Origin of the sequence: Lentzea atacamensis, from assembly GCF_003269295.1 — a bacterium.
Taxonomy (GTDB): domain Bacteria; phylum Actinomycetota; class Actinomycetes; order Mycobacteriales; family Pseudonocardiaceae; genus Lentzea; species Lentzea atacamensis.
The window spans coordinates 184,771-211,697 of the sequence record NZ_QLTT01000010.1; the positions used below are offsets into that span (position 1 = coordinate 184,771).

Below are 26,927 nucleotides of genomic sequence, written 5' to 3' on the forward strand. Positions count from 1 at the left end.
GCCGCAACGGGTTCGTGGGGTGGGAGGACGTTCTGCCGGAAGAGACAAGCAGCCGCAGCGATGCGCGCCGCAACCGCAAACGTTTGCTGGATGCCGCGACGCACGTTCTGCGGACTGAACCAGAAACGGCGACGATGCAGTCCATCGCGCGCAAAGCGGCGCTTTCGCAAGCGACGGCCTATCGCCACTTCCCGTCCGTGGAAGCGCTCGTGGTGGCTTATCACGAGGACGTCATCGCGTCGTTGATCGAGCACGGCGAACGGTGTCGCAAGACCGGCAAGGAGTTGTTCGAACACCAGGTCGCGCGCTGGGTGAAGCTGCAGAACGTGCACGGCCCGGTGATCGTGCGGTTCTGGTCCCGGCGCGGGTTTCTGGAACGGCTGCAGTCCGCTGACGCACTGACCACGCTGTCGTGCAAGGCGTGGGACCGGGCCCTGCACGGCGTGTTGATCGACCTGGCGTTGCCGGACGCTTTGCTTTCTGTGGCGCGGTTTCTGCACAACGCGTTGTTCGACCCGCGGGAGATCATCGACCTGACGAATGCCGCCGGACTACCTGACGAACAGGTGGTCCGGCGGCTCTCGGACGCGTTCTACGGCGCGTTGTCGGGCTGGGCGGCGCACTAGTGGCTTGGCCCGGAACGTCGGCTGGGCGACGTTCCGGGCCACGCCACTAGACGCCCAGCGGGAACACCCACTTCAGCTCGGACTTGAGGTTCGGCCGGCCGTCCAGCGGGTTCTCCCCCGCGATGCCACCGGCCGCGATCTTGTCCAGCGTCTTGAGGCCCTCGGGCAGGATCTGGCCGAACACCGCGTAGTTCGGGCGCAGGATGCTGTCGGTCTGCACCAGGAAGAACTGCGAGCCGTTCGTGTCCGGGCCGGCGTTGGCCATGGCGAGCGTGCCGCGCGGGTAGATGCGGCGCAGGCCGGTCGGGTCGTTCGGCGCGGGCTTGAGGTCGGTCGGCAGCTCGTCGGCGTACTTGTAGCCGGGGCCGCCCTCACCGGTGTTGGACGGGTCGCCGCACTGCAGCACCTTCAGCGTCGGGTACGCGGTGAGGCGGTGGCACTCGGTCTGGTTGTAGAAGCCACGATGTGCCAGGTGGATGAAGCTGTGCACGGTGCACGGCGCTTTGGTGCGGTCGAGCAGCAGCGGGATGTCGCCCTGGTTCGTCTTGACCTTCACGAGGACCTTGCCCTTGGTGAACCACGGGTCGTGCGGCATGGACACCGGACGGGCAGGAGGTTCCTCCGGCGTCGCGGTGTAACCGCAGTCGGGCCGTGCTTCTGGCTGCGCGGACGCTGTTCCGGTCGTCATGAGTCCGGCGGCCACTGCCACCACTGCCAGACCAGCTGCGATTCGCCTCATGCGCGTTTCCTAGTGGAGCTGGTGGCAGTCCGGCAAGGTTTAACGGATCACTCAGTTGTCGGTGTCCTCGGTGATCTCGTACTCGCAGGTCGTCTCCTTGCCGGCGGTTGAAATTTCTTTTTCCTTCTCGACGCGGAGCCTGCAGGTCACCTGGTTGTCCGACGTCACCCTCAGCGTGATCTTGCCGAGTGCGTTGGCCAGCATCGCGCGGTTCTTCACCGGCAGGTCAACGGTTTCGGTGTAGGAGTGGCCGCCGGGGACACTGAGCGAGATCTCGGCCTTGCCGGTGCCTTCGACGTCGTAGAACGCCTCGTAGGTGTAGCTCTTCTGGCCACACGCCGTGAGCGCCAGCGCGGGAATCAGCAGGAGGAGTTTCTTCATGGCTCGAATTCTGGTGATCGGCTCGCGCTGACACTTCTGTCCGCGGACGGGTTGTGGGTCCTACTTTTGGCCGACCAGGCGGGATTCCCACGCCCAGGCGGCGATCTCGACGCGGTTGCGGGCGTCCAGTTTGGCCTGAACGCTCGCCAGGTGCGTCTTGACCGTGCCTATCGAGATGAACAGCTCCTGGGCGATCTCGGCGTTCGTCCTGCCCACGGCCGCGAGCTTCACGACGTCGAGCTCGCGCGCGGACAGGTTGTGCTGCTGATGGGGTGTCGGCGAGTTCATGTGCTGCAACAGCCGAACGGTGACTGACGGGCTGATGAGCGCATCGCCTGTGACGGCCGCACGAACCGCTTCGATGAGCAGGTTGGGGCCGGCGTCCTTCAGGAGGAACCCGCACGCACCGTTCTTCAGCGCTGTGTGCACGTACTCGTCGTGGTCGAACGTCGTGCACACCACGACGTGGACCTCGTTCGCGATCTGTTTGAGCGCTTCGAGTCCGTCCATGCGGGGCATGCGGATGTCCATCAGCGCGACGTCCGGCTTGGTGCGGCGTGCCTCGGCGACGGCCTCGACGCCGTCCCGTGCCTCCGCGACGACCTCGATGTCGGGCTCGGCTCCGAGAATCATGCCGAACCCGGTGCGCACCATCGCCTGGTCGTCCGCGACGAGAACCCTGATCACGCGGTCGCCTTTCCGGTCGGGAGTGCGGCGTCGACGACCCAGCCGCCGTCGATGCCGGGCCCCGCCTTGATCCTGCCACCGAGCGCCTGGACGCGTTCGGCGAGTCCGATGAGGCCGAAGCCGTTGCCCTGCCTCGCGGGCTTGCCGTCGTCGGCGATCCTGACGGTGACCCAGTCCGGTGTGGCCTGGATCCGGACGTCCACTCTGGTCGCTTCCCGGGCGTGTTTCCTGATGTTGGTCAACGACTCCATGACCACCCGGTGGACGGAGCTGGCGACCTCGATCGGCAAGACGCCGGTGTCGCCGTGAACTTCGAGGGTTGCTCGCGGTTCGGCCTCGACGAGAGGCTCGATGTCGACGATGCCCGCGACCGGCGCCACGGGGACGTCGTCGCGGAGCATGCCGACCATGCGGCGCATGGCTGTCATCGCCTCACCGCCGGCCTCTTCGATGCGTTCGAGTGCCTGTTTCGCCTGCGCCGGGTTGCGTTCGACGATCCGGCTCGCCCCCTGGGCCAGCACGACCATGCCGGTGATGTGGTGACCCACGAAGTCGTGCAGGTCCCTGGCGAACTCGGTCTTCTGCTCGGCTTTGACGGCCGCGACCTGTTTCTCCCGCACGTTGTCGAGCAGGCGGACGTAGCCGACGACCGCGAGCACGCCGGTGGCGACCACCAGCAGGCCCATCGCCAGGGTCAGCTCGGTGCTGCCGAGCGGGAACCGCAGGGGCTGGGTGACCAGCGCGACGCCGATCAGGCCGACCAGCGGCGCGTCCCACCACGACCTGGCCCGATGGGTGGTGACGGCCAGGACACCGGTCAGCGCCAGACCCTCGGCCAGACCGAACTCCTTTTCGAGCGGGTTGACCACGGTGAACGTGAGGCACGCGGTCGCGGCGAGAGCGGCCAGCGCCCGGTGGGGACGCAGCCAGGCGAACGAGGCCAGCACGATGCAGCCGAACGCGGCCCAACCGGTCCACGGATAGAGGCCGGGTGCGTTGAACAGGCCGTAGTAGGCGTCCACGAACGCGGTGACGACCAGTGCGGCGATCGCGCCGGACCTCCAGAGCATGGCCATGACCTTAGGCACGGGGGCACGGTCCGCAGATCGGCCGAAAGGCAGAGGCAGACCCCGCTCGGGACGGAGGTTTCCGGCTGCGTGCCGGACTTTGCTGGTCATGTGAACAACTTTGCTTCCGCCGCGGTCGACCTCGTGAAGGTGTACGGCTCCGGCGACACCGCGGTTCGAGCACTCGACGGGGTGACCGCCGGGTTCCCGCCTGCCGCGTTCAGCGCGATCATGGGGCCGTCCGGGTCCGGGAAGTCGACCCTGATGCACTGCCTGGCCGGGCTCGACACGGCCACGTCCGGCGCGGCGTTGCTGGGCGGGAAGGATCTGACACGGCTTTCGGACAACACGCTGACCAGGGTGCGCCGGGACCGGATCGGGTTCGTCTTCCAGGCGTTCAACCTGCTGCCGACGCTGACGGCCGAGGAGAACATCCTGCTGCCGTTGAACCTGGCCGGTCGGCGCGCCGACCGCGCCTGGTTTCGGCAGCTCGTGCAGGCGCTGGGGCTGTCTCCACGGCTCGCGCACCGGCCGTCGGAGATGTCCGGCGGGCAGCAGCAGCGCGTGGCGTTGGCGCGCGCTCTGGTCACGCGGCCTGAGGTGATCTTCGCGGACGAGCCGACCGGGAACCTGGACTCCACGTCGTCCACGGACGTGCTGAACCTGCTGCGGCAGGCGGTGCGGGAGTTCGGGCAGACGATCGTGATGGTGACGCACGACGACCGTGCCGCCTCGTACGCCGACCACGTCGTGCGGATGGCTGACGGACGGGTAGTGCAGGCGGTCGCGGCATGAGGAGGTTCCTGCCCGTCCTGTCGATCACGATCGCGGCGTTCTTCGCTTACTCGACGGTGCTCGCGAAGGAGATCACCGAACGCGCGCTCGCGGTCAAGGCCGCCCAGTTGGTCGAAGTGTTCGCGTTGCTCGGTGCGTTCGTCACGGTCGCGATGATCGTGGCGGCGCTGGTGTCCACTTCGACGTTCCGGATCGTGTTCGCGCAGCGGATGCGTGAACTGGCTTTGTTGCGGGCGATCGGTGCCACTCGGGCCCGGTTGGCGCGCGGGCTGGTCGTCGAGGGAGCTGTGGTCGGGTTGCTCGCGTCGATCGCGGGGGTCGCGCTGGCGGCCGGAGCCGGGCAGCTCGTGCCACTGGCCGGTCTCCCGGCGCCCGGCTTTCCGCTGATGCCGGCACTGATCGTGGTCGCGGGCTCGTTCGTGCTGACGACATTGGCCGTGCTGGCTCCCGCGTGGTCGGCGGCCAAGGTCTCGCCGTTGGAGGCACTGCGCACCTCGGCCGTTCAGGACACGGAGAGCCGGATCGGCGGGCTGCGCTGGGCGCTCGGGATTCTGATGGCCTCGGGTGCGGGCGTGCTGCTGGTCAGCGTCGTGGCGGACGGCCTCGCCACCAAGAAGCGGCCGGCTGGGATGACCGACGAACTGTTGCTGCGCACCACGATCAGCGGCGCGTTGGCGTTCGGCGCGTTGATCGCGCTCGGGCCGGCGTTGATCGCGCCGGTGCTGCGGATGATCAGCGTTCCGTTGCGGCGCAGCACGATCGGGTCGCTGGCGGTGCACGGGGTGGGTGGTGCGCCACGCCGGGCCGCGTCCGTCACCGCGGTGGTGGCGCTGGGGGTCAGCCTGATCATCGCGACGCTGACGGGCGCGAACACGTTGCAAGGCCTCGGGAAAGCCGAGATGGCGAGCGCGTACCCGGCGGAGCTGGAGATCATCGGACCGGTCGACGCGGCGGCGCTGCGGGCGGCCGGGCTCACCGACGTGTTGCCGTACCGGCGCACCGAGATCACGGTGAACGGGCGGCTCACCATGCGCGGCACCGATCTCGACCTGACCAAGCTCCGTGACCTCGAGGACTTCCGCGTCGACACCGGCACGCTGGCCGACATGGGCCCGCGCGAGATCGTCCTCTCCACCCACACCGCGAGCAGCCTCGGAGTGGCGGCGGGATCGCACGTCGACGTCAACGGCGTGCAGATGACGGTGGCGGCCACCGTGTTCGGCGGTGTTCCGCTCGGCAGCGCGCTGCTCCACGCGTCCGATGTGGACGATGATCCGGTAGGCGCACTCGCCAACGGCCCGAAGGAACGCGTGCCGGCGGGTTTCGAGGTCGAGGAGCTGAGCGAACGCCGCCTGGTCCAGCAGAACCGGTTCACCACATTGGTGGCAATCGCGGTCGGTTTGCTGTTCCTGACCATGTTGATCGCGGTCGTGGGAGTAGGCTCGACCACGGCGTTGTCGGTGCTCGAACGGACCCGCGAGTCCGGACTGCTGCGCGCGATCGGCTTGACCCGCAAGGAACTCGGCCGTCTGATCACGACCGAGGCCGGGCTGTACGGGATCGTCGGCGCGCTGATCGGACTCGCCCTCGGGATTCCCTACGCGTGGCTCGCGATCATCTCACTCGGCGTCGAATGGCCGTTGCAGGTGCCCGTGGTCGCCGTCGGCGTGGTGATGCTCGTCCTCACCGCACTCACAGCAGGTGCGGGGCTGCTGCCTGCCCGTCGTGCGGCGCGAGTGAGCCCCGTGGCAGCACTTCACTCGATCCAGTGAGGTGTGCCGGGTACCAGACCGGGTATCCACATTGCATCGGGAGGTGATGCAGTCATGGGCTTCGATGAACTGAAGGACAAGGCGAAGGACCTGATCGGCCAGCACGGGGACAAGGTCGACCAGGGTGTCGAGCGTGCCGGGCAGTTCGCCGACGAGAAGACCGGCGGCAAGCACGGCGAGCACATCGACAAGGGCGAGGACAAGCTCAAGGAAGGTCTCCGGAATTTCGGCGATCGGCAGCAGTGATCGCACGAAACCGGTACCGCGGAAAGTGATGCCTCCTCACCGTTGACAGGCCTGCCACCATCATCCGTGGGAGCGCTCTCACGCGCTCGTTCGGAGGGTTGGCAATGAGGCTCACTCGACAACGAACATCCATCGCTCTGGCAGCGGCCAGCGTGCTCACGGTGAGCGCGCTGGCCGCTGTCGCTCAGCAGACCAGCGCCGCGCTTCCACCTCCCCCTGCCGGGTGGACGCAGGTGTTCGGCGACGACTTCACCGGACCCGCGAACTCGTTGCCCAACACGGGAAACTGGCGGTTCTCCCTCGGCCACGGCTATCCGGGCGGACCACCGAACTGGGGCACCGGCGAGATCGCCGCACACACGAACAACCCCGCCAACGTGTCGCTCGACGGCGGCGGAAACCTGCGCATCACGCCGCGACGTGACGGAGCGGGCAACTGGACGTCCGCACGCATCGAGACCAACGCGCAGAACTTCAAAGCACCCACCGGTGGTGTGCTGCGGATGGAAGCGCGGATCCAGATGCCGAACGTCTCCGGTGCCGCGGCGCTGGGGTACTGGCCCGCGTTCTGGGCGCTGGGTTCGCCGTATCGCGGGAACTGGTGGAACTGGCCCGGTGTCGGCGAGTTCGACATCATGGAGAACGTCAACGGCGTCAACCGCGTGTGGGGCGTGCTGCACTGCGGTGTCTCGCCCGGCGGGCCGTGCAACGAGAAGAACGGCATCGCGAACAGCCGTCCGTGTCCCGGCGTCTCGTGTCAGGGCGGCTTCCACGCGTACCGGTTCGAGTGGGACGCCTCCACGTCACCGCAGCAGCTGCGCTGGTACGTGGACGGCGAGCTGTTCCACCAGATCAACCAGAACCAGCTGCCCGCGGACACGTGGAACGCGATGACCGGGCACGCCGGGTACTTCATCATCCTGAACGTCGCGATCGGCGGCGAGTTCCCCGACAACTACTCCGGCACGCGGACACCGGGTCCTGGCATCGTGCCGGGTATTCCGATGGTCGTGGACTACGTGGGTGTGTGGACACGGGGTTCCGGCGGCGGACCGACCACGACCACAACTCTTCCGCCGACGTGCGGGCCGTTGCTGTCGCGGAACCGGCCGACGTCGGCGTCCAGTGTGGAGAGCGGGAACCAGGCGGCGGCGTTCGCGGTCGACGGGTCGGCGTCGACGCGCTGGTCCTCCGCTCACAGCGAACCGCACTGGTGGCAGGTCGACCTCGGGTCCTCGCGCGCACTGTCCCGCGTGCGGATCAACTGGGAGGTCGCGTACGGACGGGCGTACTCGATTGAGCTGTCCGACAACGGCAGTACGTGGCGCGAGGCCCATTCCACGTTCACCGGCTCAGGTGGAATGGAGGACATCGCGATTTCTGGTACCGCGCGCTACGTCAGGTTCAACGGCACTCAGCGGGCGACCGTGTACGGGTTCTCGTTCTGGGAGTTCGAAGTGTTCGGCGCCTGCGGAACCACCACATCGACTGAACCGCCCGGTGGCGGCGCCTACCCAGCGTGGGCATCTGGGACTGCTTATGCGGTTGGTTCGCGTGTGAGTTACGCCGGATTGGACTATCAGTGCCTGCAGGCACACACGTCGATCCCCAGTTGGGAACCGCCGGACGCGGCCTCGCTCTGGCAGCGCCTCTGAGTCACTTCCGCGATCCCGGCGGCCCGGTTACCGTCGTTCGCCGGGATCGCGGAGGTGAAGGTGGATCCGAGCGGGGTGACAAGAGCTGCACGACTGACCGCGTTGGCGGCGTTGTGCCTGGTCACCGTCGTTTTACTGCTTCCCGCAGCCATCAGCGTGAGCACTGGCGGGGCCGTGCCGGGGTTGCTCGGCGAGTTCGCCCGGTGGCTGTGGCCCGCCGTCGGGGCAATGGTGCTCGTCGCGATCGGTCTTGCGATCTGGGAACGTGTGCGCGGCCACGAGACGAGCAACCGCACCGCTGCCCTTGGCCGCGTCGAGGCGCACGTGAAGGCGTTGCTCGCCTCCTCCCTGGCCGCCCAGACACAGATCAAACTCGGCGTGCTGCGCCAGCCGCGGCTCTCGGTGCGCGTGGACGGCGAGGCAGTCTCCTCTTCGGACTTGGAAGCCGTCTACGACCGTCTCGGCCACACCATGGTCCTCGTCGGACCGGTCGGCAGCGGGCGGTCGACGTTGTTGCGCGAACTCTGCCTGGTGCTGGTCGAACGAGCGCGCAACGACCCGGAAGCGCCCATTCCCGTTGTCGTGGACTTGGCGACGTGGCGCGCGTACGGCACCCGCAAGCCGACCGAGTTCACCGCGTGGCTGCTGCGCGAGATGAACCGCCGCTACGGCATCAGCCGCTCAGCGGGCACGATCTGGCTGCGCCGCGAGCGAGTGGCCGTGCTCATCGACGGGCTGGACGAGGTGCCGCGCATCGACCGCGCGCATTGCGAGTCCGAGCTCGCGCCGTTCGCCTCGGTGGTGTGCTCGACCGAGCCGATCGAGAACCTGCCGTCGGTCTACGTGGAACCGCTGTCACGCGGACAGGTGCTGGAGTACATCGCTTCCGTCAGCCCCCGCCTCGACGGCTTGGAATCAGCCCTGACGCCGGCGATCTGGGAGCGGCTGGACTCGCCGCTGGCGCTGAACCTGCTGGCGCTGACCCACCTCGATCGTCAGGTCGACACGATCGGCACCGACTTCGTCGGTTCCTTCGTGGTGGAACGGCTTTCCGCCCAGCGCGCCGCGGGCCCGACCATCCGCGCGCTGAAGTTCCTGGCGCGGTTGGGCAGGCCAGACCTCGGCGCGCCCGTACACATGCCTCACCGCCGTTGGTGGCTTCCACTGCTGCCGACACGTCCGCTCTGGTTGCTGTTCGTGCGCGCGGTGCCTGCCGCATATGCCGGTGGCGTGTGTGCCGTGGCGTTTCTGACGGGCCTGCAGCTCGGCTTGTGGCCCGCGTTGGTGTTCGTGGTCGCGGCCTCTTCGTTGCTCGTGTTGGTGAACAGGGTTCCGCGCGTCTTCCATCCGCCCGGACGCGCGCACGGCCTCCTGACTGCCGTACTGGGGTTCTTGGCGGGAGTGTTCGCCGGATTGCTGGTCGGGCTTGCCGGTTTGTGGTTGGGCGGCATAGGAACGCCGTGGCCGTACGCAGTGGCGTACGTGTTCGTCGTGGTGGCTGCTTTCTTCCTGGCGCTGGGCTTCGTACCGGGTGACGCGCCCATACCGTGGGCCGTGCTGATCGCTGCCGCGCCGGGTGTGTCGATGATCTGGACCGGCCCGTACGCGGTGCTGGCGGGCATGGGGATGGGCTTCTCGGCAGGTGTGGCGGGCGGTGTGTTCGCGGCCGCGGTGGGACGCGTGTGGCGCACGGTGCGTCCGGGACAACAGCAACGAATGCGGCTGGGGAGGCCGTGGTGGATCCAGCCGGCGGTCCCGATGCTGGGCTTGGTCGGTGCGCTGGGCGGGCTCGGTGCTGTCGGATCCTGGGGCACCGCGCTGGGCGTGGCACTGGGACTTCTGGTGACGCCGACCGCCGCCCGTGACTACGTCTGGCCGTTCGACGCACTCGCCGAGGTCGCCGCCGAGGGCCTCACCCGCCCCCTGTCGCTGGGCGAGTTGTCGTTCCGGCGCAAGGCTTTGCTGCACCTCGCCCAGGACCGGCTGCTGCTCACCCGCGTCGACGGCGAGTACCGGTTCGCGCACGTGGCGCTGCGGGATCATTTGGCATCTTGTGACCCAACCGCGCTGGTTCGCGCCACGCGCCGTTGAACCTTCCCTCTCTGCGGGCCGTACGGCCTGACAGAAGGGTCGGGTGTTGCGCATGCGCTGGTCGAAGGGCTGGATCGCGGCCGCCGGGGTGGTCTCGGTCGTCGCGGCCGTCGGGGGCACGGCCTTCGCCCTTGCTGGATCTGGAACTCCTGCTTCGCAGACCGGGGTCGCGGGGAAGGAGGTGTGCGCCGGGCAGCCCGTCGGGGTTGTCGAGTCCGGTGGACCGGCTGGGGTGTTGTCGGATCAGTTCCCGGTGGGGACTTCTTTGCGGATCACCAACTTGGCCAACGGGCGGGCTGCGACCGTTGCTGTTGCCGAAGGGTCTGTCCGGGCGGTTGCCGGGGTTCCTTCCGGTGTGGCTCCTCGGGTTTCGAACAGTGCGGCCCCTCGGGTTTCGAACGGTGCCGCTGCCGGGGCTTCTGCCGGTTGTGTTGTGGTGAACCGGGCCGCGTTCGAGTTGTTGCGGTCGTCGGATTCTGGGCAGGGTGAGAAGGAAAGCGTTCTCCGGCGTGTTCGGGTGGAGATCGTGGGAAATGCTCCTGCGCCGGTTCAGTCTTCTACACGGTCTTCTGCTGCCAGGGTTCGAGCCTCCGGGGTGGTTGGCTCGGTTGTTTGTGATGGGGCGACTGTCGGGTTGTCGACTGTTGGCGGCGCGCCTGGGGCGTTCTCGTCCTCGTTGCCGGTGGGGACTTCGATTCGGGTCACCAACTTGGACAACGGGCGGCAGGCGACTGTCCGGATCGTTGGGGTTGGGTCTGGGTGTGTGGTGTTGAACAGTGCGGCTTTTGAGTTGGTTGGGGAGGCTGGGAAGAGTTCGATCAAGCGGGCGCAGATAGAGAAGGTGACCTGACGGTTGGGCTGAGTGGCTCACCAGTCCATTGGCTCGTCCGGTTCTTCTGGTTCTGGCCACTCGTCTTCGCCCGTGCCGGAGCCCCAGGCCGCGCCGCCCTTGCTCGTGGTCTTGGGCGTCGGGCTTTTGGCTGAGGGCGGAGTGGTGGAAGCGGGTGCTGTGCCGGTGGGGGCGGCGGCTGGCGCGGCGGCCACCACTTCCAGGATCTGGTCGCCGTACTTGGTCAGTTTGGCCTGGCCCACGCCGCTCACGCCGCCCAGCTCGGTCAGGGAGGCTGGGCGGGAAGCGGCGATGGCTTTCAGCGTGGCGTCGTGGAAGATGACGTAGGCCGGGACGCCCTGTTCGCGGGCCTGTTGGGCGCGCCACTCGCGCAGGGTTTCGAAGAGCGGGGTGGCTTCTGGGCTGAGGTCGACCTTGGGCTTGGCCGAGGCGGCGGCCGAGGTGGCGGTTCTTGTGCTTGAGCGGGCCGGGGTCGGGTCCTTGCGCATCAGGACCTGGCGTTTGCCGCCCAGGACTTCGGCGCTGGTCTGCGTCAGGACCAGGGTCGAGTACTCGCCTTCCACGGCCAGGAGGCCTTGGGCCAGCAGCTGGCGGACCACGCCTCTCCATTCGCTTTCGTTGAGGTCCTCGCCGATGCCGAAGGTGCTCAGCTGGTCGTGGTCGAACTGGATGACCTTGGCGGTTTTGCGGCCCAGGAGGATGTCGATGGCTTGGCCCGCGCCGAACTTCTGGCCCCGCTCGTTGCGCAGGCGCCAGACGGTGGAGAGGACTTTCTGCGCTGCGACCGTGCCGTCCCAGGATTCCGGTGGGGTCAGGCAGGTGTCGCAGTTGTCGCAGGGGACGCCGGACTGACCGAAGTAGTCGAGCAGCATGGTGCGGCGGCACGTGATGGTTTCGCAGAGGGCGAGCATCGCGTCGAGGTGGGCCTGCGAGCGGCGGCGGAAGGCCAGGTCGCCTTCTGAGGACTCGATCATCTTGCGCTGCTGCACCACGTCGCTGAGGCCGTAGGCGAGCCAGGCGGTGGAGGGGAGGCCGTCGCGGCCCGCTCGGCCCGTTTCCTGGTAGTAGCCCTCCACGGACTTCGGGAGGTCGAGGTGGGCCACGAAGCGAACGTCCGGCTTGTCGATGCCCATGCCGAAGGCGATGGTGGCGACCATGACCATGCCGTCCTCGCGGAGGAAGCGGGCCTGGTTGCGCTGGCGGGTCTGGGCGTCGAGGCCCGCGTGGTACGGGAGGGCCTGGATGCCGTTGGCCACCAGGAACTCGGCGATCTTCTCGACCGAGGCGCGGGAGAGGCAGTAGACGATGCCGGCGTCGCCCTGGTGCTCACCGCGCAGGAGGTCGAGGAGCTGCTTCTTCGGCTCCTTCTTCCCGACGATGCGGTACTGGATGTTGGGGCGGTCGAAGCTGGAGACGAACTGGCGGCCCTCGCCCAGGTCGAGGCGCGTGAGGATCTCCTTGGCCGTGACCTCGGTCGCGGTGGCCGTGAGGGCGATGCGCGGCACCTTGGGCCAGCGTTCGTGCAGGTGGGTCAGCGAGAGGTAGTCGGGGCGGAAGTCGTGGCCCCACTGGGAGACGCAGTGCGCCTCGTCGATCGCGAACAGGGCTATCTCGCCCTGGTCGAGCAGGCGCAGGGTGGCCTCGGACGTGAGGCGTTCCGGCGCCAGGTAGAGCAGGTCCAGCTCGCCCCGGACGAACTCGGCCTCGACCATGCGGCGCTCGTCGAAGGACAGCGAGGAGTTCAGGAAGCCCGCGCGCACGCCGAGGGCGCGCAGAGCGTCGACCTGGTCCTGCATCAGGGCGATGAGCGGGGAGATCACCACGCCCGTGCCCGGCCGGACCAGGGCTGGGACCTGGTAGCACAACGACTTGCCACCGCCGGTCGGCATGAGCACGAGCGCGTCGCCGCCCGCGATCACGTGCTCGACGATGGCGGCCTGGTCGCCGCGGAACTCGGGGTACCCGAAGACGCGCTGCAGGACCTGCAGCGCGTCTCCGAGAACGACACCGTCGGTTGAACCCATGCCGCCGATGCTAGCGAGCAGCACCGACAGTCCCGGCCGCTAGCCCAGCGCGCTCGTCGTACCTGCGGAAACGCTGGTGGCGGTCATCGGATCAGCGGATGCCGCCGGCACCGAGCCGCGCATCGGGACGCGCACCGACGTGCCCGCCAGGTCGACGGTCAGCCTGGGCAGCTGGCTCGGGCGCACGATCGCGCTCGAGTCGGTTCCGCCGATCAGCAGGCCCAGCCGGTGGCCCGCCGGGATGACGTGGTCCGTTGTGGACAGTCGGAACGTCATGCTGTACTTCGTTCCCGGCGTGATCGTGCGCGGAGTGGAGAGCGACGCGTAGTTCGCGAGATCCGCCCACCCGCGCGCGATGATCTGCGCGTCGACGTTGCCCGTCGTTGCCTCCGTGTTGCGGTAACAGGCGTCATCGCCCGCACGGCTCTCACCCCAGCACGACTCCGTGGTCAGGGTCCGGATGCCCTCACCGGTCCGCACCCGAGCCGGGCCGTAGTCGACGAGGTACGCCGTCAGGTGCGCGGTCGGCGTCGACGACGACACGGTCACCGTGATCGACGACGTACCCGCGACGCGCAGGTCCGACGTCAGCGGTGCGGTCGAGTAGATCACCCGGCCGGTGTTCGAGCCGGAGAGCCAGCTCGACGGCGTCGCGCTGCCGTTGTCGGTGAACGCGGCCGTACCGGTGCCGGGCGACGTGCCGAGGCCCGAAGAAGAAGGACGCAGTACGGTGCCAACGGTGCCCGCGGGCGGCCACGTCTGGTCGTCCGCCCACTGGTTCGGCGCGCGCTCTGCGGAGACCTGCGGTTCGTTCTCGATGCCGTTCGGCACGTTCAGCAGCCAGCGGTCGAACCACCGGTGCAGCGTCGCGACCCACTCACCGCGCCGGAAGTCGAACGGGTCGACGTGCGCGGTCTGCGAGAACCAGAGCTTCTTCGGCACTGTCGCGGGCACCGCGTCCCAGAACTGGCCGTACTGCAGCGTCTTCACGTTCAGGTCGTTCAGCCCGTGGATCGCGAAGATCGAGGCCTTCACACGAGAGGCGTTGCGCACGAAGTCACGTGCCTGCCACATCGCCGTGTAGTCGCCGTTGGCTGGGGAACCGTTCGTCATCTGCGTGCGCACCGCACCACATCGTGAGCTCGCGTTGGCGTTCTCGAACCGCGAACCCAGCCCGGTCGGCGAGCTGTAACCGGGATACGCGACGCCGTCCGAGCGGAACCAGTCGTACCAGGAGCTGATGGCCGCGATCGGCACGATGGTCTTCAGCCCGTCGATGCCGGTCGCCGCCACGCCGTTCGCGATCGAGCCGTCCCACGACTTGCCGATCATGCCGACGGCGCCCGTCGACCAGGAGGCGGTCTTCGTCGCGGTGCCGGTCAGCGTGGTGTAGCCGGTGCGACGGCCGTTCAGCCAGTCGATCACGGCGGTGCCGGACGCGATCTCCGACTGGCCGCCGACGTCGACGCAGCCGCGCGACCGGTTCGTGCCGAGGAAGTCGACCAGCACGACGGCGTAGCCGCGCGGCACGAAGTAGTTGTCGTAGAAGAGCGGGAACTTCACCGGCACGCCGGCGGAGTCGTAGGTCTTGACCTCGCTCTCGTTCCCGCGGCCCGCACTCTGGTAGTACGGGCTGGCGTCCATGATCACGGGGACGCGCCCGGTCGTGGACGGCCTGATGATGTCCGCGGTCACCCGGTCACGGGTGCCGTCGCCGTCCAGGTCGAGGCCTGAGTCGACGTAGACGGTCTCGCGGACCGCGTCGGCCATCGAGTGGATCGGTGCGGACACGCCGCCGGACAGGGTGAACGCCGGTGTCGCCGCTGTGGCAGGGATTGGCGTCAGGGTCAGGGCCCCTGCTAACGCCACTACAACACGAACACGCTTCATGAAGATTCACGCTATGGAGTGACACTGTCACCCGTCAGAGCCGAAAGGATTGATCCTCAGCGGTTGCGGCAACTACTCCCGGTGGCGATATTCGACCCCTGTGAGCTTCACCTTCGAACCGGCGCGCACCCGCGTCGTCTTCGGCCGCGGCACCGCTGCCTCCGTGCGAGCCGAGGCCGAACGGCTCGGCGCGACGAAGGCCCTGCTGATCGCACGGCACGGCGGCGACAGGGTGGCGGCCGAGCTCGGCCCGCTGCTCGCGGCCCGGTTCACCGGCGCGACGATGCACACGCCGGTCGAAGTCACGGAGCGCGCGCTCACGTTGTTGCGTGAGCACGGCGCGGACTGTGTGGTGTCGGTCGGCGGCGGGTCGAGCACGGGGCTGTCGAAGGCGCTCTCAGTGCGCGCGAACGTGCCGCAGATCATCCTGCCGACGACCTACGCGGGTTCCGAGGTCACGCCTGTGCTCGGGGAGACGGCGTCCGGGCTGAAGAAGACACGGCGCGACGCGGCGGTCCAGCCCGACACGGTGATCTACGACGTCGACCTGACGCTCGACCTGCCGTTGGACATCACGGTGACAAGCGCGCTCAACGCTCTCGCGCACGCCGTCACCGCGCGAGGCAACGAGAACCCGTTGATCGACGCCATCGCCACGAAGGCGATCGAGGGCGTTCTGCACGCTTTGGCCGGAAACCCCTCCACTGTGGATGCCCGGACGGAGCTGCTGCGGTCGGCCTGGCTCGCGGGAACGTGCCTCGCCAGCGTCCCCATGGGACTGCACCACAAGCTCGCGCACGTTTTGGGCGGTTCGTTCGGTTTGCCGCATGCAGCTACACACACGGCGCTGCTCTCTCACACAGCGCCGGCCGACCTGGCCGAAAGAGTGCACAACGCGGCCACTCGGTTCGGTGCGGCGACCTCACTGCGGGAACTGGGGATCGCGGAGTCCGACTTGTCCCGTGCTGCGGAGATCGCCGAGCACCCCGACGCGCTGCGGGTGCTGACGAACGCGTGGCACGACGCACCAGCCGGTTGATGGGTTGTCATTCTTAAGGCTGATGTTCACACCCTTGGAGCAAGACCAATCTCCGATGTGAACCTGAAGATCTGCTGATGAACTGAGATCATGCTCAGCCCTCTGGATCTGTCCCTGGTAAACGGGCCGATCCCCATCGCCGCGACCGTCGCCGCCGCTGTTGCGCTGACGTGTCTCGCAATCAGGAAGAACCGGACCTGGTGGACCAGGGTCCTCCCGATCGTGGTGCTGACGTGCGCGGTGGTCGTGACCGGGCTGGCGTACGTCGTCGACCACGTGTGGAAACCCTGGCCGGAGCCGCTGCCGGTGATCCTGACGGTCTGGGCCGGCGCCGCATTGGTCGCGCTGGCGCTGGCGGTCGCACGGCTGCGCGCAGGCCGGTGGTACGTCCGGGTGCTGGGCATGGTGCTGGCGCTGGGCGTCACCGCGAGCGCGATCGTCGCCACGAACGCGCACTTCAGCCAGTACCCCACCATGCGCGCGGTGCTGGACGTCTTCAGCAACAAACAAGTTGATCTGAACCAGGCCGCTCCTCCTCCGTCCAGCGTGGTCGAGGAGCCCGCGGGCAAGAAGCTGGCCGACGTCTGGAAGAAGCCGAAAGACCTGCCGGACAAGGGCACGGTCTCGGAGACGGTGATCCCCGGCGGGTTTCCGGCGCGTCCCGCGTGGATCTACCTGCCGCCCGCGTACGCCGCGACGCCTCGTCCGAAGCTGCCGGTCATCGTGCTCATGGCGGGTCAGCCCGGCAACCCTCGCGACTGGTTCGACGGCGGCCGGATCCACGACAACCTGGACACGTTCGCGCGTGAGCACGACGGACTCGCGCCGATCGTCGTGGCGGTCGACCAACTGGGCACGCCGATGGCGAACCCGCTGTGTTTCGACTCGGTGCTGGGACAGTCCGAGTCGTACCTGGCTCGCGACGTGCCCGCGTGGATCAAGCAACGGCTGACCGTCGACGAGCGCCGCGAGGCGTGGACCGTCGCAGGCTTCTCTCAAGGCGGCACGTGCGCGATACAACTCGCCGTGCGCGCGCCGGACGTGTACGGAAACTTCGCCGCCTTCGCTCCTCAGAACGAGCCCTCACTCGGCACGCGACAGGAAACGGTGAAAGCGGCGTTCGGCGGCGACGAGGCGGCGTTCGTCCGGGTGAACCCGATGGACATCCTTGCGCGTCAACGTTTCCCGCAAAGCGCGGGCATCATCTTCGAAGGCCGGGACGACTCGTACCGCAATGCGGTGCACGAGGTGTTCGAGGCTTGCCGCAAGGCCGGAATGGACGTGCTGTGGAAAGAACTTCCCTACGGTCACGACTGGAAGGTCGCGCGGGAGGGCTTCTCCGGGCTGGTGCCGTGGTTCGCGGAGCGGGCGGGACTGGTCAGATGATCAGCCGACTGTTCCGCACCGCACCTCTGACGTGCTCATTTCTGATCGTTTTCTGGTCTGTCGGTGCGTTGACCGGAGGGGTCGCCGGGCCTGAGCACGAGCTGCTCACGTGGATCGGGTTCGGGACGGACAGTCCGCTGTGGACGGTGTTCAGCTCGGCTCTGTGGTCGATGGACCTGCTGGGTTACATGGCGACCACGGTCCTGTTGCTGGTCTTCGGACCGCTGACGGAGCGTTCGCTCGGTGGACTGCGCACGGCGGCGATCTTCCTCTCGTCGCACGTGATCGGCTCGCTCCTGGGTGTCGGGGTGGTGCTGATCGGCCGGGACGTGCACTGGTCGTGGCTCGAGTCGCTGGCGGGCGAGGTCGCGGCAGGGCCGTCGATCGGCGGGGTGGGGCTGGCGCTCGCACTGACGTTCCGGATGCCGCCGCTGTGGAGGCGCCGCGTCCGGTTGCTGATGATCTTGTCGGTGCTGGTGCTTACTCTGTACTCAGGTTGGCTCGAAGATCTGCTCAGGCTGTCCGGTGGCGTGTCCGGGCTCCTGATCGGAGCGTTGTTCCTGAAGAGCGGGGCCGTGCACCGGCCACGTGCGTTCCAGGAGACGCGGGTGCTGGTGGCGCTGCTGGTCGCGGCGTCGGCACTCGGACCGGTGGTGGCGATGATGTCGCCGTCCCCCAACGGTCCGCTGTCGTGGTTCGCGGACGTCGTGGCGGTCGTGCAGCCGTCGCAGGACGATGTCGACGCGTGGTGCGGCTCGGACGCGGTCGAGGTCTGCCGGACGATGCTGGTTCAGTTGTCGTACGACAGGTTCCCCGCGCTCGTGATGTCGCTGCTGCCGGCGTTGCTGCTGCTCGTGCTGGCGGAAGGGCTGCGGCGCGGCCGGCGGTTCGCGTGGTGGTCGGCGCTCGTGTTCAACGTGGCGTTCTCCGCGTTCATCGGGTGGTACGTCGTCGATGCCGCGCAGGTACCGGACAGCGGTGCGCTGGAGATCGTGTTCTCCTTCAGCGTCCCGATGCTGGCACCGCTCGCGATCACGGCCGTGTTGTTGTTGACGCGCAAGCACTTCGCTGTGCGTCTGCCTCAGCACGCAGTCAGGAAGTTCTGGCGGTTCACGGCGGGCAGTGTCGCGTTGCTCTCGGCGTTGTACGTCTTCGGCGGGTACCTGGTCCGCGACCAGTTCTCACCGGAGCCGGGTTTCGCCGCGCTGCTCGCGGACCTGCCGGCGCGGTTCCTGCCGCCGGGCTACCTGCTCGGCCTCGTGCCGCTGCAGTTCAAGGCGGACGGGTTCGCCGGCACGCTGCTGTTCGAGTACACGGGCGTGGTGTTCTGGCTGATCGTGCTGGCCGGTCTGCTGATGGCGTCGTGGCGGGCGTGGCCGTCGTCGTGCGAGAAGCAGGCGGCGCACGCCCGTGAGCTGATGCGGCGCTACGGCGGTTCGTCGTTGTCGTACATGACGACGTGGCGCGGCAACCAGTACTGGTTCACGCCCGACGGCGAGACGGCCATCGCGTACCGGGTGGTCGCGACGATCGCGCTGACGGTCGGCGACCCGATCGGTCCGGCACGGCTCGACGCCGTGCGCGGGTTCGCGGAGTTCTGCGCCCGCAACGGCTGGACGCCGTGCCTGTACAGCGTGGGAGCGGAGACGAGGGAGGCGGTCGAGGAGCTCGGGTGGTCGGCGGTGCAGGTCGCCGAGGACACCGTCATCGAGCTGGACGAGCTGAGCTTCACGGGCAAGAAGTGGCAGGACGTCCGCACGGCGTTCAACAAGGCCGCGAAGGCGGGCATCACCGCCGAGTGGTGCACGTACGCCGACGCGCCGTACGCGATCACCGACCAGATCCGGTCGATCTCGGCGGAGTGGGTGGCGGACAAGGGCCTGCCCGAGATGGGCTTCACGCTGGGCGGGCTGGAGGAGCTGACCGGCGACGGTGTCCGCTGCCTGCTCGCGGTCGACGGCGACCGCACGGTGCACGGCATCACGAGCTGGCTGCCGGTGTACCAGGACGGCGAGATCATCGGGTGGACGCTCGACTTCATGCGCCGCCGCACGCACGGCTTCCGCGGCTCCATGGAGTTCCTGATCGCCTCCGCCGCACAACAACTCAAGACCGAGGGCGCCCGGTTCCTGAGCCTGTCCGGCGCGCCACTGGCCCGCCTGGATCGCGGTGAACGACCCAGGGCGCTGCAGCGCGTCCTGGACTTCACCGGGCAGGTGCTGGAGCCGGTGTACGGGTTCCGCTCGCTGTTCGCGTTCAAGGCGAAGTTCCAGCCGTCCTACCGTCCGATGTTCATGGTCTATCCGGATTCGGCGGCGCTGCCTCGCATCGCGAACGCGGTGAGCCGCGCCTACCTCCCGCATCTCAACGCACGCCAGGGACTTCGTCTCGCAACCAAGATGATCATCCGTCCCCGTGGACGCGTGACCACGCATGGTCGAACCAACTAGTCCGAAAGGGTGGTGAGCCGATGCTCATCATCACGGCAGGGCGCCACTGAGCGAAGATGCGCCGATGACCGTGCGGGGCACCATGCCTGCCCACACCACGACGTTCATCGGCCGGCGGGCGGTGCTCGCCGAAACCGAGGCACTCCTCGGCAAAGCCCGGCTGGTCACGCTGGTGGGCCCCGGAGGGGTCGGCAAGACGCGCATCGCCGTGGAGACCGGGCGTGCCGCGGCGCGGGCAGCGGTGTTCCAGCACGGTGTTCGGGTGGTACCGCTCGCGGGTCTCAGGGATCCGGCGTTGCTGGCACGCGCGGTGGCGGCCCAGCTGGGGATCGTCGACAACTCGCCGGTCGCGGGGCTCGGGCGGCTCGTGGAGTCGTTGTACGACAAGCACTTGTTGCTCGTCCTCGACAACTGCGAGCACCTGCTGGAGGCCGTGCGGCATCTCGTGCACCATCTGTTGCGGGACTGCGAGGGGCTGACGATCCTCGCGACCTCGCGGGACCAGCTCGGCGTCTATGGCGAGCATCTGGTGCGGGTGCCGCCGATGAGCGCGGACGACGACGCCGCACCGCTGTTGCTGGAGCGAGCGGAGGCTGTGCACGACCTGCCGGACGTCGCGGCACTGGACGGGCTGCCGCTCACGATCGAACTGGCGGCCGGGCTGTCGCCGGTGGACCAACTCGAGCAGCACGTCACGCTGGAGCAGATGCTCGAGCGGTCGGCGAGTCGATGCACGGACGGGGAACGGCGGCTGTGGGCGGCGTTGTCGGTGTTCCCGGCGGACTTCGACATGGCCGCGGCCGAGGCCGTGGCGGGCGAGTTGGAGCCGTTACCGGCGTTGGTTCGCAAGTCGATCGTGGTGGCGACCACCAGCCAGGTCACCGGGTTGACCCGCTATCGGTTGCACGGCACCGTGTCGCAGTTCGGCGCGCGTCTGCTCATGGACGCGGACGAGCCGTTGCGGCGGTATGTGCTGCACTACAGCGCGTTCGTGGACGAGGCGACGCGCTCGTGGTTCTCGCCGGACGATGCACTGTGGACCGCCAGGCTGCGGGAGGAGTGGCCGAACGTCCGCGCCGCGATCGGGCAGGCGCTGGCGACTCCCGGGTTGGCCGAGGTCGGCACGGTCATGGCGATGAACGTGCAGCGCACCCGTTTCACGTTGTTCGCGGGCATGCTCGGCGAGGCACGTGACCTGCTCGCGGCGGCACGCGAGGTGATCACCGAGCCGCGGTTGCGCACCTCGCTGCTGGCGCACTGCGCGTACCTCGCGCAGGCGCAGGGCGACATGTCGGCGGCGATTCCGTTGATGCAGGAGGCTCGTACGTTGCCGCGGCGGCCGGTGACCGACGTGCAGCTGCTGCTCGTCGAGGCGACGCATCTCTTCTTCGTGGAGGGCTCACCGGACTGTGTGCCGTTGTACGCGCACGTCGTCGAGCTGTGCAGGCGATACGCGTCGCCGGGTGACACGTACATCACCGAGCTGATGCACGCGATGGCGACGTGTTTCCTGCTGGACGCCGAGGCGGCGAACAAGGCGACGACCAGCCTCTCCAGGCTGGCGGAGAGCAACGGCGTGGAGTGGTCGCACGCCTGGGGTTTGTGGCATCACGCCCTGTACGAGCTGTTGCACGGCGACCCGGCGCAGGTGCATCCGCTGGCGGTGGAGTCGTTGCGAATCCAGCTGACGCTCGGTGACACGTGGAGTCCTGCGCACGGCCTGTGGCTGCTCGCCTGCACGTGTGCCGAGCTCGGGGCGTACGACCGTGCGGCGCGGTTGCTCGGTGCGTTGCGTTCGCAGGAGCGGGTCTCGCGGATCTCGTTCGCGAGCATGAGCCCGTTCCACAAACTGCTGGAACGCGCGGACCGGACCGTCCGCCGCGCACTCGGCGACGACTACCCGGTGATCACGACGCTGGGCGCGGACCTGCGGTACGAGCAGGTGATGGAGTTCGCGCTCGAACCGGTGCCGGACTCCGAACGCCGGCCGGCCAAGCCCGCGCTGCCGGGCGGGCTGACCAGGCAGGAGTTCACGATCGCCGGCCTGGTCGCGGAAGGACTCACGTCGAGGCAGATCGGGGCGCGCCTGTTCATCTCGCCGCGGACGGCGGACCGGCAGGTGGTCAACATCCGAGCGAAGCTGGGGCTGCCGAACCGGGTGTCGCTCGCGGCCTGGCACCGGTCGGCGACCGACACCGGCGGCCGGTGAGCGGGCCGCCGGTGTGAGTCCGAGCGCGACGAACAGCCTTGGCACTCACACGGCACCTATGGCGCCCCACCACACACACGGCGCCTGCCGGGTTCCCCCAATATCAATATTAGTGGTGGGGTCTGACGGTTTTCGGGGTCAGCGGGCGTCCGCGGCCGTCTTCACGCCGAACGCGATGAGGGCGGTGGCGGAGAGACGGTCGAGCAGGTTTCGCTGGCGCAGCATGAAGGCGCGCGCTCGGCCGGCCGCGGTGATGAGGATCGGGAACCACAGCAGGCCGATACCCAGGTGGATCGCCACGAGGACGGCGCCCCACGCCGGCTGGCCCACCGGGAGGAACTGCGGGAGCAGTGAGATGTAGAAGACGCCTGGCTTGGGGTTGAGCAGGTTGGTGAGGAGTCCTACCCGGACGGCCGCGCGGGTGGACGGGACCGGGGCGGGTTCGTCGAGCTCTGCTGGGCGGCGGGAGTTCCACAACGCCTTGGCACCCAGGTAGATCAGGTAGGCGGCGCCGAGCCAGCGGACGATGTTGTAGGCCAGTTCGGACGCCTGCAGGAGTGCGGTCAGGCCGACCAGGCCCGCGGTCGCCCACACCAGGCAGCCCAGGGTGCTGCCGACCACGACGCCCATGGCGGCGCGGCGGCCCACCAGCAGGGCCGTTCGCAGCACCAGCAGGGTTTCCAGGCCCGGCGTGATGACGGTGAGCAGCGCGACGAGCGTGAAGCTCAGGAGTGCGGTCGTCGACATGCGGTCATGAGAACACGGGAAGGCCGCGCCGCAGGAGGAATTGATCTGGGCGTCACCGGGCGGTGGCGCGGCTCACAGGCTTGGTGTAGCGGTGGGCGGGCACAGGGATCGGGCCGTCCGGGTGGGGTGCCCGGTGGTCGAACAGGCCCTCGTCGGTCCAGCCCTGGCGCTCGTAGAACCGCCGCGCCCGCGCGTTGCCCGCCACGACCGCCAGCCACGCGACGGGGTACCCGGCGGCGGCCACGGACCGTTCGGCGGCGGCCAGGAGAGCGGACGCGACGCCGGAGCCGCGGTGGGCCGCGGAGACGTAGACCTGCTCGACCTCGGCCCCGATGACCATCACGAATCCGGCGACCTCGCCGTTCACGGTCGCGACGGTGGTGTGCGGAACGTGGTCCAGCGCGCGTGGTTCGAAGGACTCCTCCGGGCGCGCGTCGACGAGCTGCTGCGGCACGTTGCCGAGGTGTGCGTCGCACCAGCCGGGGTACCAGATCCTGGCGACCGCCGGAGCGTCCGCCGGGGTTGCGCGCCGCAGCTCCATCATCAGCGGTGCCAGGCCCTGACGCCCAGGCGGCCGGTGCTGCCGAGGTCGATGTGGAGGTTCCTGCCGGGTGTGGCGGGCAGCAGCGACTGGAACGTGGCACCCGGCGAGGCCGCGATGTCGACGTGTGTGCTCACCTGCGGCGGGTCGACCGTCGTGTGCCTGTTCTTCCACATGAACGCGGTCTTCGCGCGCTCGCCCGGCTGCACCACGATCGGCTGCGGCGGGTTGTCGAAGCCCTCGGCGGCCGAGGAGATGCCGCCGGAGCCGTTGACGATCTCGACGTCCAGCGGCTGCCAGTGCTCGTCGAGCAGTTTGACCTGCGGATATCCGTTGAGCTCCACCGGCTGTGTGCCGCAGTTGACCAACTCGATGGACATCACGCGCAGGCCCATCGCCGCGTCGCCGGCGCCCTCGACGAACTGCAACCCGGTCGCACACGGCGGTTCCGCCGACGTCGGTGTGGCCAGGGGAACCGCCTGCGCGCCCGCTGGTGCCGGCAACGGCAGCGCGTCCGGGCGCGATCCGCACCCGGCCAGGCCGGCGAGCGCAGCGAGCACCGCGAGAATCCTGCCCCCAGTTCTCATGCGACCGATCATGCCACAGGCGCGGAACCGCCCTCCGGGAATGAACCGGATCCCCTGTTCCGTTGGACCCGGCAGCAGGACCAAAACCTCTACCATACTTGAGACTGGGGAGCCAATCATGAGCGAGGAAGCCAACTACGACGGAGTGTTCGTGTTCCTGGAGCCGGGTTCGGACCCTGCCGTCGACCGTCAGGTGATCGAGCACAGCGCGGACAGCCGCACGTTGCTGGTGTGGGTGCCGGACGCGGAGAAGGCGGCCGAGGTCGCGGCGAGCGCGGTGGACGACCACGGCGCGCGGCTTGTGGAGCTGTATCGCGGTTTTGACTTGCGCGGAGCGGCACGGGTGATCGAACGCGTGGTGCCACGGGCGCCGGTCGCGGCCGCGGGTTACGAACGCGGCACGGCGAAGACGGAGATTCGGCGCAGCGCATCCATTTACGAGGCTGCAAACGCCGATCCGTCGAAGCGTGTGCTGCAGAAGCACGGTGACGGGTGGACCGTTGTTGTTGGTGCGTCGCTTGAACAGATGCCCGACGTGGCGGAGCAGTTGGTCGACGAGGGGGCGGACCTCATCGAGATCTGCGGTGGCACCAACCTGACCGCGGCTGCTGCCGTCAGGGAACGGCTGGGCGACCGCGCTCAGGTGAGCCTGGTCAGCTGGCCCTTCGAGTCGGTTCCGGGCGCGGCGGCGTACCGGGCCGCGTACGAGGCGTCGAACTAGCGGGCTGATGTTGGGTCCACACCCGCAAGGCGCGGGGCGCCGTCGGCGCGCTCTGCTGTCGCATGTGGACTGAGGACGAAGCAGATCTCCTGCCGCGCCTCGAAGAGCAGCTGGCCCGTGAACGGAACAGATCAGGTCAACCGGTACCCGTGCGCCGGGCGGTTCGCCATGCCGTACCGCGGCTGCACCTCGGCCTTCCCGATCGTCACGAGGTGCTCCAGATAGCGGCGCGCACTCACGCGGGACAACCCCGCTCGTTCGCCGACCTCCTGCGCCGAGAGGTCGTTCTCGCTGTCCCGCAACGCATCCGTCACGAGCCGCAGCGTCACGGCCGACAGGCCCTTGGGCATCGACAGCGTGCGGGGGCGGTTGTGCATGAGCTGGTCGACCTCGTCCTGGTCGAGCATCTGGCCCAGCCGCTGCACCTCGTTGCGCTGGGCCAGGTACTCGCGCATCCGGTCGATGAAAGCCGTGCGCGTGAACGGCTTCACCAGGTAGTTGTCGACTCCTCTGGACATGGCCTGCCGCACGGTCTCCCGTTCGCGCGCGGCCGTGACCGCGATGACGTCGACCGGCGGGCCGCTGCGAGCGCGCAACCGGGCGAGCACCTCCAGCCCCGACATGTCGGGCAGGTGGATGTCGAGCAGCACCAGGTCCGGGCGCAACGACTCCACCGCCCGCAACGCCTCGCCGCCGCGGTGCGCCTCCCCGACGACCTCGAACTCGGGCATCGCCTCCAGGAAGCCGCGGTGGATCGCGGCCACGGCGAAGTCGTCGTCGACGACGAGGGTCCGCACGCTCATCGGTTCCCCGTTTCCGGCAGCCACACGTCGAACGACGCGCCGCCCAGCTCCGAGTCGGTGATCGCCACGCGGCCGCTGCGCCGGGTGACCACCCTCGACACCAATGCGAGTCCTATCCCCCGGTCGGCGTCCTTGGAGCTGACGCCCAGGTCGAAGATCCGGCCGCGTTGCGACTCCGCCACTCCCGGACCGTCGTCGTCCACGACCATCCGCACTCCCCGGTCGGACGAACGGACCAGCACGCGCACGGTGCCTCCGGTCTCCACGGCGTCCACCGCGTTGTCCACCAGGTTGCCCAGCACGGTCAGCGCGTCGTCGCCCGCGCGGATGTCCACCGAGCTCTCCGGGTCCAGCCGCAGTTCCACGCCGCGTTCGTGTGCGGTGGAGGACTTCGCGAGCAGCAACGCCGCCAGCGCCGGGTCCGCGTTCGCGCCGTCGATGATGTCCGCGGTGATCGAGCCCGCTCCGCCGACGCGTTCGATGTAGGCGACGGCGTCGGCCGGCCGGTCCAGTTCGAGCAGCCCGCCGATGACGTGCAGGTGGTTCGAGAACTCGTGGGCCTGCGCCCGCAGCACTTCGGTGACGGTGCGCTGGCCGTCCAGTTCGCGCAACGCGTCGTGCAGCTCGGTGCGGTCGCGCAACGTCAGCACGACGCCGACGGCACGGTCGTGCGTCTTGGCGGTCATCCTGTTCGCGACCAGAACCCGTTCTCCCGCAAGGACGAGCCGGTCCGCCACGTCGTCGTCGCCGCGCGCCAGGTCCAGCAGGCCGTCGTCGAGGACCTCCGCCGCCGGTTGGCCCCCCGGATCGTCGGTGAGGCCGAGCAGGCGCATCGCCTCGTCGTTGACCAGGGCCAGCTTCTCCTGGTCGTCCACGGCGACAACGCCTTCGCGGATGCCGTGCAGCATCGCGTCCCTGGTCTCCAGCAGCTGCGCGATCTCGGCGGGTTCGAGCCGGAACGTGCGGCGCCGCACCAGTTGCGTGATCAGGGCCGCGCCGAGCACTCCGACCAGTGCGGCGGCGGCCAGCCAGCCGATCAGCTCCGGCAGGTCCTCGGCCAGGTCGTCGGACAGCTGGCTCTCCAGGATGCCGACCGACGCCATGCCGATGATCCGTCCATCGGCCGCGCGCACCGGCACCTTCGCCCGCAGGGACGTGCCGAGCGTGCCGGTCTCGGTGCCGACGAACACCTCACCGGACAACGCGGTGCTCGGGTCGGTGGAGACGCGCTCGCCGATGCGCCGCGGGTCGGGGTGGGCGTACCGGACGCCGTTGCGGTCCGTGACGACCACGTACGTCACCTGTGACGCCTTGCGGATCAGTTCCGCCAGCGGCTGGATGGTCGCGGTTGGGTCCGGTGAGTCGAAGGCCTGCACGACCGTGGGCAGCCGGGCCACGCTCTCCGCGACCGACAGCATCCGGTCCTTGTACGCCTCGCGGATCCGGTCGCTCTGCAACTTGGCCGCGAGCAGCCCGGCGGCACAGGTCGTCATCAGCACGATGACCACCTGCAACACCAGGAGCGAGACGCCCAGCGAGACGGACCGGCGAAACATGGAGTGCATTCTTGCTCAACCTGTGTGAAACAGGTCACGAACAAAACGACCAATACGTCTTTTAC

General features: G+C 68.6%; 22 protein-coding genes. 11 read left to right on the forward strand and 11 right to left on the reverse strand.

Going from position 1 to position 26,927, the window contains the following annotated elements; genetic code table 11:
* Nucleotides 1–14: 14 nt before the first annotated feature.
* A complete protein-coding gene (locus tag C8D87_RS36175; RefSeq protein WP_112230329.1) occupies nt 15–626 on the forward strand; it encodes a TetR/AcrR family transcriptional regulator in 612 nt (203 codons plus the stop codon).
* A 46-nt stretch (nt 627–672) separates the two neighbouring features.
* Here the strand turns inward: C8D87_RS36175 and C8D87_RS36180 are convergent, their stop codons facing one another.
* From C8D87_RS36180 to C8D87_RS36195, 4 genes are read right to left on the reverse strand one after another with little or no spacing between them, the layout of a single operon-like run.
* Nucleotides 673–1,365, reverse strand: coding sequence for a peptidylprolyl isomerase (locus C8D87_RS36180; RefSeq protein ID WP_112230331.1), 693 nt, complete (start codon nt 1,363–1,365; stop codon nt 673–675).
* A gap of 51 nt (nt 1,366–1,416) precedes the next feature.
* Nucleotides 1,417–1,746 carry a hypothetical protein gene (locus tag C8D87_RS36185; RefSeq protein WP_112230333.1) on the reverse strand — a complete coding sequence of 110 codons (330 nt, stop codon included), beginning with the start codon at nt 1,744–1,746 and terminating at the stop codon, nt 1,417–1,419.
* Nucleotides 1,747–1,806: 60 nt separating this feature from the next.
* Nucleotides 1,807–2,433 carry a response regulator gene (locus C8D87_RS36190; protein ID WP_112230335.1) on the reverse strand — a complete coding sequence of 209 codons (627 nt, stop codon included), beginning with the start codon at nt 2,431–2,433 and terminating at the stop codon, nt 1,807–1,809.
* Nucleotides 2,430–3,503, reverse strand: coding sequence for a sensor histidine kinase (locus C8D87_RS36195; RefSeq protein ID WP_233442458.1), 1,074 nt, complete (start codon nt 3,501–3,503; stop codon nt 2,430–2,432). Before C8D87_RS36195 ends, C8D87_RS36190 begins: the two co-directional genes overlap by 4 nt.
* A 108-nt stretch (nt 3,504–3,611) precedes the next feature.
* On the opposite strand from C8D87_RS36195, the gene C8D87_RS48255 reads away from it, so the two are divergent.
* The 5 genes from C8D87_RS48255 to C8D87_RS36220 all read left to right on the forward strand — a co-directional run bounded on the left by C8D87_RS48255 (nt 3,612) and on the right by C8D87_RS36220 (nt 10,059).
* Nucleotides 3,612–4,295, forward strand: coding sequence for an ABC transporter ATP-binding protein (locus C8D87_RS48255; protein ID WP_233442459.1), 684 nt, complete (start codon nt 3,612–3,614; stop codon nt 4,293–4,295).
* On the forward strand, nt 4,292–6,067 hold the full coding sequence (locus C8D87_RS36205) for an FtsX-like permease family protein (protein ID WP_112230339.1): 1,776 nt from the start codon (nt 4,292–4,294) through the stop codon (nt 6,065–6,067). The genes C8D87_RS48255 and C8D87_RS36205 overlap by 4 nt, the downstream gene beginning before the upstream one ends.
* 54 nt (nt 6,068–6,121) lie before the next feature.
* Entirely contained in the window at nt 6,122–6,313 is a 192-nt protein-coding gene (locus C8D87_RS36210; RefSeq protein ID WP_112230341.1) for an antitoxin, read from the forward strand.
* Nucleotides 6,314–6,474: 161 nt separating this feature from the next.
* Nucleotides 6,475–7,968: a discoidin domain-containing protein gene (locus tag C8D87_RS36215; RefSeq protein WP_170166715.1), complete on the forward strand. Its 1,494-nt coding sequence runs from the start codon at nt 6,475–6,477 to the stop codon at nt 7,966–7,968.
* A gap of 75 nt (nt 7,969–8,043) precedes the next feature.
* A complete protein-coding gene (locus tag C8D87_RS36220; RefSeq protein WP_146771967.1) occupies nt 8,044–10,059 on the forward strand; it encodes an NACHT domain-containing protein in 2,016 nt (671 codons plus the stop codon).
* 867 nt (nt 10,060–10,926) lie between these two features.
* Here C8D87_RS36220 and recQ read toward each other — a convergent pair.
* Together recQ and C8D87_RS36230 are read right to left on the reverse strand one after the other, a co-directional pair.
* Nucleotides 10,927–12,933 carry a DNA helicase RecQ gene (gene recQ, locus C8D87_RS36225; protein ID WP_112230559.1) on the reverse strand — a complete coding sequence of 669 codons (2,007 nt, stop codon included), beginning with the start codon at nt 12,931–12,933 and terminating at the stop codon, nt 10,927–10,929.
* Nucleotides 12,934–12,972: 39 nt separating this feature from the next.
* Nucleotides 12,973–14,823, reverse strand: coding sequence for a Xaa-Pro dipeptidyl-peptidase (locus C8D87_RS36230; protein WP_112230347.1), 1,851 nt, complete (start codon nt 14,821–14,823; stop codon nt 12,973–12,975).
* A 100-nt stretch (nt 14,824–14,923) separates the two neighbouring features.
* On the opposite strand from C8D87_RS36230, the gene C8D87_RS36235 reads away from it, so the two are divergent.
* The 4 genes from C8D87_RS36235 to C8D87_RS36250 all read left to right on the forward strand — a co-directional run bounded on the left by C8D87_RS36235 (nt 14,924) and on the right by C8D87_RS36250 (nt 21,907).
* Nucleotides 14,924–15,862 carry an iron-containing alcohol dehydrogenase gene (locus tag C8D87_RS36235; RefSeq protein ID WP_112230350.1) on the forward strand — a complete coding sequence of 313 codons (939 nt, stop codon included), beginning with the start codon at nt 14,924–14,926 and terminating at the stop codon, nt 15,860–15,862.
* 90 nt (nt 15,863–15,952) lie between these two features.
* On the forward strand, nt 15,953–17,248 hold the full coding sequence (locus C8D87_RS36240; RefSeq protein WP_112230352.1) for an alpha/beta hydrolase: 1,296 nt from the start codon (nt 15,953–15,955) through the stop codon (nt 17,246–17,248).
* Entirely contained in the window at nt 17,245–19,698 is a 2,454-nt protein-coding gene (locus C8D87_RS36245) for a phosphatidylglycerol lysyltransferase domain-containing protein (protein WP_112230354.1), read from the forward strand. The genes C8D87_RS36240 and C8D87_RS36245 overlap by 4 nt, the downstream gene beginning before the upstream one ends.
* Before the next feature lie 64 nt (nt 19,699–19,762).
* Nucleotides 19,763–21,907, forward strand: coding sequence for an ATP-binding protein (locus tag C8D87_RS36250; RefSeq protein ID WP_112230356.1), 2,145 nt, complete (start codon nt 19,763–19,765; stop codon nt 21,905–21,907).
* Nucleotides 21,908–22,045: 138 nt separating this feature from the next.
* Here C8D87_RS36250 and C8D87_RS36255 read toward each other — a convergent pair whose 3' ends face one another.
* Genes C8D87_RS36255 through C8D87_RS36265 form a run of 3 tightly spaced genes read right to left on the reverse strand, consistent with a single transcriptional unit; the run spans nt 22,046 to nt 23,782 of the window.
* Entirely contained in the window at nt 22,046–22,654 is a 609-nt protein-coding gene (locus tag C8D87_RS36255) for a LysE family translocator (protein WP_109633329.1), read from the reverse strand.
* Between the two features lie 52 nt (nt 22,655–22,706).
* Nucleotides 22,707–23,198 carry a GNAT family N-acetyltransferase gene (locus tag C8D87_RS36260; RefSeq protein WP_233442460.1) on the reverse strand — a complete coding sequence of 164 codons (492 nt, stop codon included), beginning with the start codon at nt 23,196–23,198 and terminating at the stop codon, nt 22,707–22,709.
* Nucleotides 23,198–23,782 (reverse strand): DUF4232 domain-containing protein, encoded by a 585-nt coding sequence (locus C8D87_RS36265; RefSeq protein ID WP_170166716.1) that lies wholly within the window; start codon nt 23,780–23,782, stop codon nt 23,198–23,200. Before C8D87_RS36265 ends, C8D87_RS36260 begins: the two co-directional genes overlap by 1 nt.
* Before the next feature lie 118 nt (nt 23,783–23,900).
* Between C8D87_RS36265 and C8D87_RS36270 the strand changes: the two genes are divergently transcribed.
* Nucleotides 23,901–24,503: a DUF6506 family protein gene (locus C8D87_RS36270; protein ID WP_112230363.1), complete on the forward strand. Its 603-nt coding sequence runs from the start codon at nt 23,901–23,903 to the stop codon at nt 24,501–24,503.
* Between the two features lie 131 nt (nt 24,504–24,634).
* On the opposite strand, the gene C8D87_RS36275 is transcribed toward C8D87_RS36270, so the two are convergent.
* Together C8D87_RS36275 and C8D87_RS36280 are read right to left on the reverse strand one after the other, a co-directional pair.
* Nucleotides 24,635–25,306, reverse strand: a complete 672-nt coding sequence (locus C8D87_RS36275; protein ID WP_109633338.1) for a response regulator — start codon at nt 25,304–25,306, stop codon at nt 24,635–24,637.
* The gene (locus C8D87_RS36280) at nt 25,303–26,862 is read right to left on the reverse strand and encodes an ATP-binding protein (RefSeq protein ID WP_233442461.1); all 1,560 of its coding nucleotides are present in this window, start codon (nt 26,860–26,862) and stop codon (nt 25,303–25,305) included. The genes C8D87_RS36275 and C8D87_RS36280 overlap by 4 nt, the downstream gene beginning before the upstream one ends.
* Between the last annotated feature and the right edge of the window lie 65 nt (nt 26,863–26,927).

Excerpts from the sequence above, each read along its gene's own strand:
- C8D87_RS36275 (WP_109633338.1), bottom strand. The coding sequence starts at position 25,306 with ATGAGCGTGCGGACCCTCGTCGTCGACGACGACTTCGCCGTGGCCGCG.
- C8D87_RS36210 (WP_112230341.1), top strand. The coding sequence starts at position 6,122 with ATGGGCTTCGATGAACTGAAGGACAAGGCGAAGGACCTGATCGGCCAG.
- C8D87_RS36240 (WP_112230352.1), top strand. The coding sequence starts at position 15,953 with ATGCTCAGCCCTCTGGATCTGTCCCTGGTAAACGGGCCGATCCCCATC.
- C8D87_RS36205 (WP_112230339.1), top strand. The coding sequence starts at position 4,292 with ATGAGGAGGTTCCTGCCCGTCCTGTCGATCACGATCGCGGCGTTCTTC.
- C8D87_RS36280 (WP_233442461.1), bottom strand. The coding sequence starts at position 26,862 with ATGTTTCGCCGGTCCGTCTCGCTGGGCGTCTCGCTCCTGGTGTTGCAG.
- C8D87_RS36260 (WP_233442460.1), bottom strand. The coding sequence starts at position 23,198 with ATGATGGAGCTGCGGCGCGCAACCCCGGCGGACGCTCCGGCGGTCGCC.
- C8D87_RS36270 (WP_112230363.1), top strand. The coding sequence starts at position 23,901 with ATGAGCGAGGAAGCCAACTACGACGGAGTGTTCGTGTTCCTGGAGCCG.
- C8D87_RS36230 (WP_112230347.1), bottom strand. The coding sequence starts at position 14,823 with ATGAAGCGTGTTCGTGTTGTAGTGGCGTTAGCAGGGGCCCTGACCCTG.
- C8D87_RS36245 (WP_112230354.1), top strand. The coding sequence starts at position 17,245 with ATGATCAGCCGACTGTTCCGCACCGCACCTCTGACGTGCTCATTTCTG.
- C8D87_RS36255 (WP_109633329.1), bottom strand. The coding sequence starts at position 22,654 with ATGTCGACGACCGCACTCCTGAGCTTCACGCTCGTCGCGCTGCTCACC.
- C8D87_RS36180 (WP_112230331.1), bottom strand. The coding sequence starts at position 1,365 with ATGAGGCGAATCGCAGCTGGTCTGGCAGTGGTGGCAGTGGCCGCCGGA.
- recQ (WP_112230559.1), bottom strand. The coding sequence starts at position 12,933 with ATGGGTTCAACCGACGGTGTCGTTCTCGGAGACGCGCTGCAGGTCCTG.
- C8D87_RS36195 (WP_233442458.1), bottom strand. The coding sequence starts at position 3,503 with ATGCTCTGGAGGTCCGGCGCGATCGCCGCACTGGTCGTCACCGCGTTC.
- C8D87_RS36185 (WP_112230333.1), bottom strand. The coding sequence starts at position 1,746 with ATGAAGAAACTCCTCCTGCTGATTCCCGCGCTGGCGCTCACGGCGTGT.
- C8D87_RS36265 (WP_170166716.1), bottom strand. The coding sequence starts at position 23,782 with ATGAGAACTGGGGGCAGGATTCTCGCGGTGCTCGCTGCGCTCGCCGGC.
- C8D87_RS36250 (WP_112230356.1), top strand. The coding sequence starts at position 19,763 with ATGACCGTGCGGGGCACCATGCCTGCCCACACCACGACGTTCATCGGC.